Source organism: Paenibacillus sp. 2TAB23 (assembly GCF_052115165.1).
Taxonomy (GTDB): domain Bacteria; phylum Bacillota; class Bacilli; order Paenibacillales; family Paenibacillaceae; genus Pristimantibacillus.
Genome location: NZ_JBFRGD010000002.1, coordinates 282,406 through 296,080, shown reverse-complemented (window position 1 = coordinate 296,080; position 13,675 = coordinate 282,406). Strand labels below are relative to the sequence as shown.

Genomic DNA, 13,675 nt, shown 5'->3' with positions numbered 1-13,675 from the left:
AATCATGCTTTTCTTTTCCCCCGCTTCATCAGCTTCCTTGCCTGCTTAGGGTTTAACTCCATTGAACTGCGCAGTACACCTAAATCAGCCGGAGCATTCCCTTTCTCGAGCATCTCATCCATATAGGTCTGATAAGCCTCAAGCTTCTTCAATTCCTGCTCCACTTCCGCCCGTTCCTCTGCTGACAGCTTATCGTCCTCATAGTCCTTTAGTAACTGTTTAAAACGTTCAGACATCATACGCCCCCTTCTGCAGCAGCTTAAGCGTCTGCCTTGCCCGAAATAAAAGCACTTTATAATGAGATAAGCCAATTCCCATAATGTCTGCCGACTCCACATACGACAATTCTTGCCAATCATGCAAGAGCAATGCCTGTTTTTGTTTATCCGGAAGCCTATCAATCAAAATCGCTAATACTATTCGGCGCTGCCATCTCCCCCTCGCCCTGCCGAATGGCTCCTCAGCATCTCCTTATGCTATACACGTTTAAGCTCTGGAAAAAGTTACAAACCGCGATCGATTTCCATAAAAAAACGCCTGCCCCGTTCGGCAAGCGCTTCTTTTTATTCTTCTATTGTATGCTAGTGCACGCTTAGTCGCTGCATTCCTCGGGAGCCGGCTCCGATGCATCTTCAACGCTGATTTTCTCGGAAACGGTGTCTCGTACGATCGAGATAACTAGCTGCAGCAAGTAATTGATATCCGTCTGGCTTTGTTGAAATTCGGATACGATTGGAATGCCGTCAAGCTCGTCCTGCAGCGTTTCCATTTCGCCTTCGATTTTTTTAACCATATCGGCGTTTTTGAACGTCGTTTCGAACGCAACGACTTCTTTTTGCTTCTTTTTAATTTTCGAAATTAATTGCTGAACGCGTTCGTTTCCATTGATTTGCTGCTCTGCACGACGGTAGTGCTGGACTTCCTCCGATGTAAAAATGAGAGCCGCCAGCTCTTTCGCTTTTGTCGTAATATCCTCGCGAACGATTAGATCGCGTGTATGGAAGCTCGGAATTCCGCAGCCTTCTCCATGCTCGTGATCATGATCGCAATGTGCGCCTTGGTTTTCTGCTGTTTGCTGCTCTGACATTTGTCATCTCTCCTGTTTTGCCGTTAACTTACGGCTTCTTGTGCATCCTGTTCGATCGATTCCGCTTTAATATACCAAGTTTGTGCCTCTGTCACTTTAGCCATTATGAATTGGCCGACCCATTCCTTGGGACCTTCCAAATGAACTAATTTATTCGTGCGTGTACGTCCTGATAGGATGCTCGCATTATTTTTGCTTTCGCCTTCTATAAGCACCTCAACGATTTGCCCGCATAGCTGCTCATTCTTCTCTCTCGCATTTGCTGCAAGCTGAGCATTCAACCGTTGAAGTCTTGCCTTCTTCACCTCAAGAGGCACGTTGTCTTCCATCCCGGCAGCAGGCGTACCTTCGCGCGGGGAGTATAGGAACGTATAGGCAGAATCGAAGCCGACTTCCTTCACCAGCGTCATCGTATCTTCGAACTGCTCGTCTGTTTCACCTGGGAAACCAACGATTATATCCGAAGTGAGCATCGCATTCGGGATGGCTTTCTTAATCTTGTCTACTAGCTCCAAATACATCTCGCGTGAATATTTGCGGCTCATTCGCTTCAATATCTCCGTGCTGCCCGACTGTACTGGCAAATGGATATGCTCCACTAGATTGCCGCCCGTTCCAAGCACCTCAATCAAATGATCATCGAAATCTCGCGGATGGCTGGTCATGAAGCGAATACGCGGAATATCGATTTTGGACATATCGTGCATAAGATCGCCGAAGCGATAGCTGATATCCTCGAAATCCTTCCCGTAAGCATTCACGTTCTGACCAAGCAGCGTAATTTCTTTAAAGCCTTTCCTTGCGAGCTCACGAACCTCCGCAATGACATCCTCTGGACGCCTGCTGCGCTCCTTGCCTCTCGTATACGGTACGATGCAATAGGTGCAGAACTTGTCGCAGCCGTACATGATATTAACCCAAGCACGCATGCCTTCGCGTTTCTTAGGCATATTTTCTATAATATCGCCTTCCTTGGACCAAACCTCCACAACCAGCTCTTTACTGAAATAAGCGTTTTGGAGCAGATGTGGCAGGCGATGAATGTTATGCGTTCCAAAGATCATATCCACAAAAGCATGCTTTTGCAAAATACGTCCGACAACCGACTCCTCCTGTGACATACAGCCGCAAACGCCTAGCAGCAGGTCGGGCTTCTCGGTTTTGAGTGTCTTAAGATGGCCAAGCTCGCCGAACACCTTATCCTCAGCATTCTCGCGAATCGCGCATGTATTCAATAAAATGACATCTGCTGTATTACGATCCTCCGTAGCCTTGTAGCCCATCTCTTCGAACATGCCCTTCATGACCTCTGTGTCATGCTCGTTCATCTGGCAGCCATAGGTTTGGATCAAATAATGCTTGCCAACTCCCATAGTCCTCAGCTCATCCGGAATAGCGAAGTCATAATGCACCTCGATATCCTCTTTGCCGCGCTTTTTCTCATCCTTATGGCTAGGTGCGGCGTTTATGTTGACGATCCTTCCTTTAATGCGGTAGGTCGTTGAATTCTCGTCTTGGTCGATCACTTTCGCATCGCTGAAATCAAAATATTTGGAGTAATCCTTTAGCAGCCCTTGCTTCTTATCCGTAGCGAGCTGATTACTATCCTTTGTCACTGCCGTTTCACTTCCTTATGGGTACTAATAGTTGCTTAGTATGCTTGTATAGCCCAATTAAGTATTATACCAGTTAACGGAATAAAGGGTCAATAAAGGTCAAACAAAATCGGTCTTGAATTTCCTCGCATGAATAGCCCATAACCATTCTAAGCTGCTTGAACGTATGCGGCGACTGAATCGAAATAAAAGAATGAGCCGCATAGCAGGGATCAATGGATGTGATTTCGTTCTTCTCTAACGCTTCTATAAAAAGATTTTTGAGCACGCTATGCAAATATAAATATGGCGGCGATTGAAAGAAATCCGGCTTTTGATTCTCCATTTTATTAAAAGATTGCATAACGCCGAGCCATCTCGATTCTTTGTCAATAAAAGCTATAATTTTACGCATCACGCTGCTAAGTCGTTCTTGAACGGAGTGTTGAACGGCTGATTCTAAATATTCATCGATCTCCGAGATGAAGATATCAAAGTTCTCTTTCATCATATCCATACATAAATCGCCTTTGTTTGAATAACGCCGATATAAAGTTCCTTGTCCGATTCCTACCGATTTCGCGATTTGATGCATGCTGACCGATTCTACCCCATGCTCCGTAAACAAACAATTGGCAGTATGCAAAATCGCTTTGCTCAATGCTTGCTTCGTCCTGCTGTTTTCTGGTGCAGTCATCGTTCTATCTCCTTTTTCCGCTTTTACAAATGTAACGATTGACAATTGCCCGTTTCGTCTTTATTATTCAGTAGTGCGGACAATTGTCCGCACATAGATGCGGTCATCTTTTTATTGTAGCCTGATTCCTTATGGCAGGTCAACAATAGGAAGAATAGACCCCCCATATACGGATAGGAGGAATAAAAATGGCTTCCGCTTCACAGAAAGCAGCACCTACTGGCGATCCCATGTCGATTCGCAATATTATTGCCCCGCTGATCGCCATCATTGTCGGTATGTTTATGGTCATTCTGGATGGTACGGCAATGAACGTTGCCATGCCTGGTTTAATGGAGGATTTCAAGAGTTCGATGTCACTGGTCCAATGGACGATCACCGGCTATGCACTTGCACAAGCCGCTGTCATTCCGCTCGCGGGATGGATGTCGGATCGTTTTGGAGCCAAGCAGGTATTCTTGTTCTCCATCATTATGTTCACACTTGGCTCTGCTCTTTGCGCACTCGCAACGACGGCTGAGCAGCTTATCGTATTCCGCATCATTCAAGGCCTTGGCGGCGGTATGGTCGCTCCAATTGCGATGGCTTTCACATTTAGGCTGAGCCCTCCAGGCAAGCAAGGGGCTGTTATGGGCATGATCGGTATTCCGATGCTGCTCGCTCCTGCACTTGGTCCTGTAGTAGCTGGCTACCTTGTTGATTATGTATCCTGGCACTGGATTTTCATTATTAATCTTCCGATCGGTGTCATCGCTGTTATCGTTGGTCTTCGTACACTGCCTAATATCGAGCGCAAACGCGTACCTTCCCTTGATTTCCTCGGGATGATATTCGCTCCTCTTGCATTTGCCATGCTTGCTTATGGTGTAAGCTCAGCTGGCGGCGGTGAAGGCGGCGGCGGAAGCGGCTGGACATCGCCAGAAGCGCTAGTCGGCATGATCGTGGGTGGCGTAGCACTCATTATTTTCATTATCGTAGAGCTTAACCGCAAAGAACCACTGCTGGAGCTTCGCGTTTTCAAATCCAGCGATTTCACGCGGGGCATCATTTTGCAATGGATCGTGCAGATCGCTTTGTTCGGAACGTTGTTCCTTGCACCGATTTTCTTGCAGCTTGCAAAAGGCTACTCTGCGTTTGACACAGGTCTTATCTTGCTGCCGCAAGCTCTTGCAGCTGGTATTTTCATGCCAATCGGCGGCAAGCTGTTTGACCGTTTCGGAGCGCGTCCGGTCGTCCTTTCAGGACTCGCAATCGTTACGGTAGCCGGTTTTATTTTAAGCCAAATATCTGCTGAAACGACGCTTCTCACATTAATGATTCCACTTGCCATGCTCGGAGCAGGAATGGGCTTGTCCATGATGCCGCTTAACACGCATATCATGCAATCCGCTCCCAGAGAGCTTGTAAGCCGTGTCACCTCGTTGACGGCAGCTGCACAGCAGGTTATGACCTCCTTTGCAATCGCAGGCTTATCAACTATTCTTGCGAGCAGAGTCGAGCATTACAGTGCGACAAACCCTGGCCCGAATGTTGTTTACTCCTCTTACGGTGACACGTTCTTCATTCTCGCTATTATTTCAATCGTTGGCGCAATTGCTGCTTTATTGCTTCGCAGACCGAAGCAAGAGAAAGGCACCAGCATGGATGAGAAGCCTGAAATGTCCATGATGATGGGCCACTAACAAACTTTACTTACTTTTGTAACGCAAAAGACAGCTTCCGAATCGTCATTGACGACAAGGAAGCTGTCTTTTTATACATTTAAGACTTCTATGTTTCACGCGATATAGTTTTCTTCTATTTCTACGAGCAACGGATACACTCCTCTTGCAGAGGACGGCGAAGCCGTTTCTTCTTGACGTCCGCTATATTAATCAATAATTTCCGCTTTGTCACCGTTTTTGACGCCTGCGGCATTTGCTTCGTCCGTATCAATATGCATGTCAAGCGCATATTGATCTGAGACGCGCGCAACCACCTGCTCGAATATGACGCCACGCTCCCCGGGGAAACGCACGCGCAGCAACTGCTTGTCCGCAACGCCATAGCGCTCAGCATCACTTGTGTGGAAGTGAATATGACGGGCAGCTACGATGACGCCTTCTTCGATTTCAAGCTCTCCAGCGGGCCCTTGAAGCTTGATCCCCGCAGAGCCTTGAATGTCGCCTGATTCTCTTACTGGCGGATTAACGCCTAACGCAAAAGCATCCGTACGGGATACCTCCAGCTGTGTTTGTTTGCGGGCAGGACCTAAGATTCTAACCTTCGCGAAGCTGCCTTTGGGACCGGAAACAGCTACCGTTTCATTGGCAGCATATTGCCCTGGCTGGGACAAAGGCTTCATTTCTGTCAATTCATAGCCTTTACCGAACAAAAGCTCGACATGCTCCTGTGATAAGTGAATATGTCTAGCGGATACTCCTATCGTAACTTCTCTATGTATCATGTTGTCACTCTCCTGTTATCCTGTTGTATTTATAGGTTCTTGCGACAAAAATAAGCACACGGCTATTAACCGCATGCTTATCATACCACTTATTTAAATTCCGCTACAAGCTTGTCGAATTCTTCCGGAGTTATCTTGATATTCTGTTTTGCAAGTGCTTCAGGCTTGAAGCCTGTAATCATATCTTCATAAGATTTGCGCGTTTTGTTTTGATAGATCAATCCCGTCACCAATCCATTCGTTTCCATGATCTTATTCATGGCCTGCACGCGGTTAGATGGATCATAATCCGGGAATTGCTCGAGGTTCACGATATTTTCCTTAAACCAATCGTACGTATTGATTTTATTGAAGGTTACGCAAGGGCTGAACACATTGATCAATGAGAAGCCTTCATGATTGATACCCTCTTCAATCAACTTGGTCAATTGCTTCAAATCGCTGGAAAAGGATTGAGCAACAAATGTAGCACCCGCAGACAAAGCAATTTCAAGCGGAGACAATGTTGTTTCTATGGAGCCCTCCGGCGTTGACTTCGTTTTGAAGCCCTCCGCACTGCGGGGAGAAGTTTGGCCTTTTGTCAATCCATAGATTTGATTGTCCATGACAATATAGGTCACGTTCAAATTTCTGCGGATGGCATGTACGGTGTGGCCCATTCCGATTGCGAAGCCGTCGCCGTCTCCGCCTGATGCGATTACCGTGAGCTCGCGGTTAGCAAGCTTAACGCCTTGTGCTATAGGCAGCACGCGTCCATGAATGCCATGAAAGCCGTACGCGTTTATATATCCGGAAATCCGTCCGGAACAACCGATTCCAGAGATGACAGCCAAATTTTCAGGCTCTAAGCCTACGTTGGCCGCAGCGCGTTGAATAGCAGCTTGAATGGAGAAATCTCCGCAGCCGGGGCACCAGTTGGGCTTCACATTATTTCTAAACTCTTTGAACGTTGCCATCTAGACTCAACTCCTTACAAGCTTTGTAAATGTCCGAAGGCAAGAATGGATTGCCGTCATATTTAAGCAAGCTCTCGATCTTTTCAGCGAAGCCGGCATTCATTTTAATCTGAGCAGCCAGTTGTCCAGTAGCATTGTTTTCAATGACGATTACTTTATTGGCGCTTTGCAAATAGGGCAGGAGCAGCTTCGTAGGGAATGGATGAATTTGACGAATCGTTATGTGATTCGTTGTCAATCCGTCCTCAGCCAGCATGCTTCTTGCTTCATCTATTGTGCCGCCAGTCGATCCCATCCCGATAATCAGCTGCTCAGGCGTTTCATGAGGAGCATCAATGCGGATCGCGTCGCGAATATACACATCATTCAACTTATTCAAGCGTTTATCCATCATATTCAGACGGTTTGTTGCATTCTCGGAAGGACGTCCGGTCTCATCATGCTCAACCCCAGTTACGTGATGCAATCCACCCTTTTCACCCGGCAATACGCGCGGTGAAACGCCGTCCTCCGTTAGCTCGTATCGTTTAAAGAGGTCATGACCTTCAAGCTCTGGCACATTTTCTACCAGCTTGCCTCGTTTAATCTCAATCTTGTCGTAGTCAAATGGCTCGCAAGATTGCTTTCCTAGAGACAGCTGAAGATCAGTCATTAGAATGACCGGCACTTGGTATTCCTCGGCAAGGTTGAACGATTCAATCGTATCGAAGAAGCAATCCTCAATTGAAGCTGGCGCAATGACAATTTTGGGAATCTCGCCATGTGTTCCGTATACCATCGCGTTGAGATCAGATTGCTCTTGCTTTGTCGGCAAGCCAGTTGACGGACCGCCACGCTGTGTATTTACGATGACAAGCGGCGTTTCCGTCATACCTGCCAGACCGATGGCTTCCATCATTAAAGATAACCCGGGACCTGCCGAAGCCGTCATCGTGCGGACACCTGCGTAGTTTGCGCCGATCGCCATCGTTACCGCTGCAATCTCGTCCTCGGTTTGGACAACCGTTCCGCCGAATTTCGATAGCTTTTTAATTAAATATTCCATGATCTCAGACGCTGGAGTAATCGGATAAGCGGCCATCAGCCTACAGCCTGCAGCAATGGAGCCAAGTCCGATCGCTTCATTCCCAATCATGAACAGCTTCTGCTGGCCATCTGCCTCGTCAAGCTTGAATTCATCAAGCGGGCCGCCAGCTTGCTCAAGGACGAACTCCGCCCCGCGTTTAACCGCTTCTATATTTTTCTCGACGATTGCTGCGCCTTTGCGGCCGAACTCTTCTTCTACCGCCTTATTGAAAACTTCGATAGGCAATCCTAGCAACGCCCAAGACGCGCCGGAGGCAACCATGTTTTTCATAAGCGACGTACCGAGCTCCTCGGCCATCTTCGTAATTGGCACCGCGAACAATCTAGCTTCTATGCCTTCTGGGACCGTCGGATTGAACTTCGCATCTGCTACGATTACGCCGCCTAGTCGAAGCTCCTTCGCATTCAAGTCGATGCTTTCTTGGTCGAACGCGACCAGAATATCCAGATCATCGGAAATAGCACGAATAGGCTTCGTGCTTATACGAATTTTATTATTGGTATGACCGCCTTTAATACGTGAAGAAAAATGCCGATACCCATATAAATAATAGCCCAAGCGATTAAGCGCCGTGGAAAAGATTCGGTCCGTACTCTCTACGCCTTCTCCTTGTTGGCCCCCGATCTTCCAAGACAATTGACTAATCAAAATGCCCAACTCCTCTTTTTCTAGAACGTACAAATATAATGTGAAACAGCTATCGCCGTCTTTTGTGGCGCAGCGCGCGCGTTTCATTCCGAGAAATATAAAGAATGTATAGCCTAAGCCTATACGTTCCTATATTTTAAAATATCTTCATGTAATTATATCGTAAATCGTATGACAGTCACAACAATTTTAAAGCGCGCTCCATCAAAAATCAAGGTGTAAACGCTTAATTGAAATATAGTTGTTTGCGATCAATACGATACCGCAAACAGAATGAACCATTTTCAGGAAACTGGTAGATTGCTTCTTAGAAATCGCATCGCATTTCCGGACATGAACTGCTCCGTTTGCAGCGAAGTAAAACGTTTCAGCAGAGCATCCGTAAACGAGTTCAGCTCCCCAGGGTGTGTTAGTCCGCTAATATATCGATCAATGCCGTCGAAATCCGAGCCTAGCATTATATGTTTCTCACCGCCAAGCTCGCATATGTGGTCGATATGCCGAAGCAAGTCATCGATAACGACGGTCTCCGCGCTGGATACAAACCATGGAACAAACGTTATGCCGAGCATTCCGTCTTTATTAATGATCTCCGTAATCTGCCTATCGTTTAAATTTCGTGGGTGATCGCAAATCGCTCTTGCGTTTGAGTGGGATGCGAGGAATGGTTTTTGTGAAAGCTCTGCAACATCCCAAAACGCTCGTTCTGATAAATGCGATACGTCCACCATGATGTCCAGCTCATTGCACTCCTCAACAAAGCGTCTCCCTGCTGCCGTTAAGCCTCCACCGCGAGGCTCCATTGCCCCGTCAGCAGCCCAATTCGCATGATTCCAGGTTAAACCAGCGGCGCGAATTCCCAGTTGATGCAAGATACGAAGCATAGATATTTGCCCTTGAAGACCATCAACGCCTTCTAGCGATAACAATGCTCCTATTTTTCCTGTTTTCAAGCATAATTCCAAGTCCTGGGCAGACCGAACTAACATCATTTCCTTACAGGCAAGCACCTGTTGGTAGAAGCGATCCACACTCTCCAGAATGGGCTCTAAACGTCCATTTAACGATTCGGGAATATAGATCGCAAAGGTTTGCAAAACCGTCCCTGCCGCCTTCAAGCGCTCGTATGTCACGTCCAAGCTGCCCGGCTTGCTGTCTTGAAACGTTAAATGCTCATCTAGCAACAGCTTGCAGAGCACATCACAATGAAAATCTACCACTTTCATAGTCGCACCACCATTCGTTAGGCTTACAGTAAGAAGAAACGCCTGACGGCGTCCTATCTATAGGCACCATCGTTTCAGCAAAACGTATAGAGAAGGATCGAGCAAATTTATATCCTTTCCTATACGTCAAAAAAACCTGTCTACGTCGTAAACAGGCGAATCGTTTCATTTGATCCAATTGGCTAGCAACTTAACGCCGCTTGGACTTGCTACCGAGGTTCAACAATCAATTTGATTGCTGTTCGGTCCTCCCCGTCAATAACAATGTCAGTAAAAGCCGGAATACAAATCAGATCCACCCCGCTGGGAGCCACGAAACCTCTCGCAATCGCAACCGCTTTGATTGCTTGGTTTAACGCACCAGCTCCAATGGCTTGCAGCTCCGCACCACCACGTTCACGAAGAACGCCAGCTAGCGCGCCTGCAACGGAATTAGGATTCGATTTTGCTGAAACTTTTAATACATCCATAAAAAGAACCTCCCCTTGGACTGTTGGATGGATTCCACTTTTAAATAGTATTCGAGGGAGATTAAAAAATTCCTGCTTTTATTCCGTCTATTCACAAACTGTTCTGAATTGTCGGAACTTTTCAAAGATTCAAAACTTTACATGAGCAGCCATTCGTCTTCCGTCAACCGTATTTTTTCGATTTTGCGCGCTTCGCCTGTCGCATCGTCAATCTGCACAGATATGGCGTGCAAATGCCACTTTCCTTCATCCACTACAAAGCGAACCGGCAGCTGCGTGATGAACTTATGCAGCACGGCATTCCGCTCCATTCCCAGCACGCCTTCCTTCGGTCCGACCATGCCCACGTCCGTGATATAAGCCGTACCTGCTGGCAGTATCGTATCATCATTTGTCTGTACATGTGTATGCGTTCCAAGAACGATTGAAGCTCTGCCGTCCAAGTGCCAGCCCATCGCAATTTTCTCTGATGTCGCTTCAGCATGGAAATCGACGAGAATGTTATTTGTTTTCTCCTTGGCCGCTTCGATTAATTCATCCGCCTTGCGGAATGGACAATCGATCGGAGGCAAAAAGGTTCTGCCTTGCAAATTAATAATTGCCAGCTGTTTCCCGCCAGCCTTGATGATCGCCATGCCTTGACCGGGTGCGCCTTCTGCATAGTTGGCCGGTCGCACAATACGGGGCTCGTCGTCAATCCATTCAAAAATATCTTTATTATCCCACGTATGGTTGCCCATTGTGATGCCGTGGACGCCCCATTCGAAAAATTCCTTCGCTATGGCTGCCGTTATCCCGCGTCCAGCAGCTGCGTTTTCGCCATTGGCGATGATAATATGCGGGTTATATTTGCTTTTGAGAGCCGGAAGTACCCTTTTCAGAGCACTTCTGCCAACATTGCCTACGATATCGCCGATAAATAATACGTTCATAATAAGTACACTTCCTTTTTTGTACGCCTGCAAACAGAAAAGTGGCTAACTAGCAGCCACTTTTCTGAAAAGCCGATATTTTGTTGTTGCTTACTTCGCATATTCAACCGCGCGAGTTTCTCGAATGACCGTAACTTTAATATGTCCCGGATAATCAAGCTCGCTCTCGATTTTTTTCGTAATATCACGTGCTAGGCGGAATGCTTCGGTATCATCGATTTTTTCTGGCTGCACCATGACGCGCACTTCGCGGCCAGCTTGAATCGCGTACGATTTCTCGACGCCTTCAAACGATTCGGAAATATCCTCAAGCTTCTCCAGTCGTTTGATATACGTTTCAAGCGTTTCACGGCGAGCTCCAGGACGCGCGGCGGACAATGCGTCAGCTGCACCTACGAGCATCGCGATAACGGAAGTTGCTTCCGTATCTCCGTGGTGAGAAGCAATACTGTTAATAACGACAGGATGCTCCTTGTATTTCTTAGCAAGCTCCACACCGATCTCAACATGTGAGCCTTCTACTTCGTGATCCAAAGCTTTACCGATATCATGCAGCAAGCCTGCACGCTTCGCGAGCGTGACGTCTTGGCCTAGCTCTGCTGCCATCAATCCAGTCAAGTAAGCAACCTCCATAGAGTGCTTCAGCACGTTCTGACCGTAACTTGTCCGATATTTCAATCGTCCCAAAATCTTGATTAAATCCGGATGCAAGCTGTGAACACCAACCTCGAAGGTAGCCTGCTCACCGTATTCACGGATACGCTCGTCCACCTCTTTACGAGATTTTTCAACCATTTCTTCAATGCGGGCAGGGTGGATACGACCGTCAGCCACAAGCTTTTCCAAAGAAGTGCGGGCAATTTCGCGTCTTATCGGGTCGAAACCTGATAAAATGACCGCTTCCGGTGTATCGTCGATGATTAGATCGATACCAGTCAATGTTTCCAAAGCACGGATATTACGGCCTTCGCGCCCAATAATGCGGCCTTTCATTTCTTCATTAGGCAAAGTTACGACGGATACCGTCGTTTCAGCCACATGATCCGCCGCACAGCGCTGAATAGCAAGTGATATAATATCACGGGCTTTCTTATCGGCTTCTTCTTTCGCTTGCTGCTCGATCTCTTTAATCATTTGTGCCGTCTCATGTCGTACTTCCTGCTCAACATTAGATAAAATAATCGATTTCGCGTCTTCCGTTGTCAGACTCGATATCCGTTCCAATTCGCTTAGCTGCTGCTTATAGATGGAATCGATCTGCTCTTGCGTTTCTTCGATCCGTTTTTCTTTGTTGGCTACAGTTTCTTCTTTGCGTTCTAGCGCTTCTAACTTTTTATCCAGCGACTCCTCTTTTTGGAGTAAACGTCTTTCCTGACGTTGAGCTTCGTTGCGACGTTCACGAATGTCTCTCTCGGCTTCGGAACGAAGTTTGTGGACTTCATCTTTTGCCTCTAGCACGGTTTCTTTCTTCTGAGCTTCCGCTTCTTTCTTCGCATTTTCTACGATAACAACAGCAGCTTGCTCAGCGCTCGAAATTTTGGCCTCCGCAATCGATTTTCGAATAAAATAACCAATCCCAAAGAAAATTGCGCCAACAAAGAGACAGATCAAGATCCAAATGATCTCAGACATCTTGTTCACCTCCTTGTTGCATACACCAAGGCACTGCTTGGGATGATATTAGGTTTTCAACCGGCTTCAAACCGTTTCAACAATTACTAATTTGACGAAAATAATCGTATTGAATCAACTTTTGGAAGGAAAATTGATTCAATAGTGAAGGAATACAACCTCATTTTATCTTTTCGTAAAATCAATTGTCAAGCAAAAGCCCATCAACTTCCTCGAATGCGTCTTCATCCCCGTTTAGATCTATCCATTTTATTGCCTTCTTGACGATATCTCCTGGAAAGCCTCTGCGCATTAAATAGCCCATAAGCTTGCGCTTTTTCTCGAAAGTCTCTCCCTTTAGCGATCGCCATTTCTTCTCCGCAGCCTTCTTCGCTGACGCAAGTTCGATTTCCTCGTCCAATGCATCAATGGCTTCCGCAGCGGCTTCTTTCGACACGCCTCTCTGCTGCAGCTCCTGTTTAATGAAGCGTCGACCCTTCAAGCCGTTTTTCAATCGCCCTGCAGCGAATTGACGTGCATATTGTTCATCATCCACAATATGCTCCCTTTCTAAACGGTCTAGCGCATATTGAATATTATCATTCTCAAACAGCTTCCGGCTCAAATATTGCTCGATTTGCTTTCTCGTTCTCGGTTTAGCACCTAAATAGCCGATTGCTAATATATAAGCACGGTAACGTTCATCTTCCGTTCTTATTTCTTCCATTTGAATTTCCGTTAACAGTTGACCTTTCGTTAAACGGAATCGTATCAATATATCCTCATGAACAGATAACATAGGTTCCTCGGACTCAGCAAAGAGATGATATAATTTTCGTTCTTTTTTATCAAGGCGAACAGACAAAATCATCCATTCTTCTTCATTCTCGACAATGCTTGGAGCCACGATTTACATCCTC

The 13,675-nt window shown here is 46.6% G+C and carries 14 protein-coding genes; 1 reads left to right on the top strand and 13 read right to left on the bottom strand.

Annotation, left to right across the window (positions count from 1 at the left end; genetic code table 11):
- Nucleotides 1-2: 2 nt before the first annotated feature.
- From AB4Z29_RS04125 to AB4Z29_RS04105, 5 genes are all read right to left on the bottom strand, one after another.
- A complete protein-coding gene (locus tag AB4Z29_RS04125; protein ID WP_441941823.1) occupies nt 3-239 on the bottom strand; it encodes a hypothetical protein in 237 nt (78 codons plus the stop codon).
- Nucleotides 229-405, bottom strand: coding sequence for an RNA polymerase sigma factor (locus AB4Z29_RS04120; protein ID WP_441941822.1), 177 nt, complete (start codon nt 403-405; stop codon nt 229-231). The genes AB4Z29_RS04125 and AB4Z29_RS04120 overlap by 11 nt, the downstream gene beginning before the upstream one ends.
- A 187-nt stretch (nt 406-592) precedes the next feature.
- Nucleotides 593-1,087: a RicAFT regulatory complex protein RicA family protein gene (locus AB4Z29_RS04115; protein WP_441941821.1), complete on the bottom strand. Its 495-nt coding sequence runs from the start codon at nt 1,085-1,087 to the stop codon at nt 593-595.
- A 23-nt stretch (nt 1,088-1,110) separates the two neighbouring features.
- On the bottom strand, nt 1,111-2,703 hold the full coding sequence (gene miaB, locus AB4Z29_RS04110) for a tRNA (N6-isopentenyl adenosine(37)-C2)-methylthiotransferase MiaB (protein WP_441941820.1): 1,593 nt from the start codon (nt 2,701-2,703) through the stop codon (nt 1,111-1,113).
- 73 nt (nt 2,704-2,776) lie between these two features.
- Nucleotides 2,777-3,379: a TetR/AcrR family transcriptional regulator gene (locus tag AB4Z29_RS04105; protein ID WP_441941819.1), complete on the bottom strand. Its 603-nt coding sequence runs from the start codon at nt 3,377-3,379 to the stop codon at nt 2,777-2,779.
- A 188-nt stretch (nt 3,380-3,567) separates the two neighbouring features.
- On the opposite strand from AB4Z29_RS04105, the gene AB4Z29_RS04100 reads away from it, so the two are divergent.
- Nucleotides 3,568-5,061, top strand: coding sequence for an MDR family MFS transporter (locus AB4Z29_RS04100; RefSeq protein WP_441941818.1), 1,494 nt, complete (start codon nt 3,568-3,570; stop codon nt 5,059-5,061).
- 188 nt (nt 5,062-5,249) lie between these two features.
- Here the strand turns inward: AB4Z29_RS04100 and pduL are convergent, their stop codons facing one another.
- From pduL to AB4Z29_RS04060, 8 genes are all read right to left on the bottom strand, one after another.
- A complete protein-coding gene (gene pduL / locus AB4Z29_RS04095; protein ID WP_441941817.1) occupies nt 5,250-5,825 on the bottom strand; it encodes a phosphate propanoyltransferase in 576 nt (191 codons plus the stop codon).
- Between the two features lie 89 nt (nt 5,826-5,914).
- The gene (locus tag AB4Z29_RS04090; protein WP_183561603.1) at nt 5,915-6,781 is read right to left on the bottom strand and encodes a 2-oxoacid:ferredoxin oxidoreductase subunit beta; all 867 of its coding nucleotides are present in this window, start codon (nt 6,779-6,781) and stop codon (nt 5,915-5,917) included.
- Entirely contained in the window at nt 6,759-8,516 is a 1,758-nt protein-coding gene (locus tag AB4Z29_RS04085; protein WP_441941816.1) for a 2-oxoacid:acceptor oxidoreductase subunit alpha, read from the bottom strand. The genes AB4Z29_RS04090 and AB4Z29_RS04085 overlap by 23 nt, the downstream gene beginning before the upstream one ends.
- A 284-nt stretch (nt 8,517-8,800) precedes the next feature.
- Complete coding sequence (locus AB4Z29_RS04080; RefSeq protein ID WP_441941815.1) at nt 8,801-9,742, bottom strand: dipeptidase; 942 nt, start codon at nt 9,740-9,742, stop codon at nt 8,801-8,803.
- Nucleotides 9,743-9,951: 209 nt separating this feature from the next.
- Entirely contained in the window at nt 9,952-10,212 is a 261-nt protein-coding gene (locus AB4Z29_RS04075; RefSeq protein ID WP_006036664.1) for a stage V sporulation protein S, read from the bottom strand.
- Between the two features lie 137 nt (nt 10,213-10,349).
- The gene (locus tag AB4Z29_RS04070; protein WP_441941814.1) at nt 10,350-11,144 is read right to left on the bottom strand and encodes a TIGR00282 family metallophosphoesterase; all 795 of its coding nucleotides are present in this window, start codon (nt 11,142-11,144) and stop codon (nt 10,350-10,352) included.
- Between the two features lie 90 nt (nt 11,145-11,234).
- Nucleotides 11,235-12,776 carry a ribonuclease Y gene (rny, locus tag AB4Z29_RS04065; protein ID WP_441941813.1) on the bottom strand — a complete coding sequence of 514 codons (1,542 nt, stop codon included), beginning with the start codon at nt 12,774-12,776 and terminating at the stop codon, nt 11,235-11,237.
- 181 nt (nt 12,777-12,957) lie between these two features.
- A complete protein-coding gene (locus tag AB4Z29_RS04060; protein WP_441941812.1) occupies nt 12,958-13,662 on the bottom strand; it encodes a regulatory protein RecX in 705 nt (234 codons plus the stop codon).
- Nucleotides 13,663-13,675: the final 13 nt, after the last annotated feature.

Excerpts from the sequence above, each read along its gene's own strand:
- rny (WP_441941813.1), bottom strand. The coding sequence starts at position 12,776 with ATGTCTGAGATCATTTGGATCTTGATCTGTCTCTTTGTTGGCGCAATT.
- AB4Z29_RS04070 (WP_441941814.1), bottom strand. The coding sequence starts at position 11,144 with ATGAACGTATTATTTATCGGCGATATCGTAGGCAATGTTGGCAGAAGT.
- AB4Z29_RS04075 (WP_006036664.1), bottom strand. The coding sequence starts at position 10,212 with ATGGATGTATTAAAAGTTTCAGCAAAATCGAATCCTAATTCCGTTGCA.
- AB4Z29_RS04090 (WP_183561603.1), bottom strand. The coding sequence starts at position 6,781 with ATGGCAACGTTCAAAGAGTTTAGAAATAATGTGAAGCCCAACTGGTGC.
- AB4Z29_RS04115 (WP_441941821.1), bottom strand. The coding sequence starts at position 1,087 with ATGTCAGAGCAGCAAACAGCAGAAAACCAAGGCGCACATTGCGATCAT.
- AB4Z29_RS04080 (WP_441941815.1), bottom strand. The coding sequence starts at position 9,742 with ATGAAAGTGGTAGATTTTCATTGTGATGTGCTCTGCAAGCTGTTGCTA.
- pduL (WP_441941817.1), bottom strand. The coding sequence starts at position 5,825 with ATGATACATAGAGAAGTTACGATAGGAGTATCCGCTAGACATATTCAC.
- AB4Z29_RS04105 (WP_441941819.1), bottom strand. The coding sequence starts at position 3,379 with ATGACTGCACCAGAAAACAGCAGGACGAAGCAAGCATTGAGCAAAGCG.
- AB4Z29_RS04100 (WP_441941818.1), top strand. The coding sequence starts at position 3,568 with ATGGCTTCCGCTTCACAGAAAGCAGCACCTACTGGCGATCCCATGTCG.
- AB4Z29_RS04125 (WP_441941823.1), bottom strand. The coding sequence starts at position 239 with ATGATGTCTGAACGTTTTAAACAGTTACTAAAGGACTATGAGGACGAT.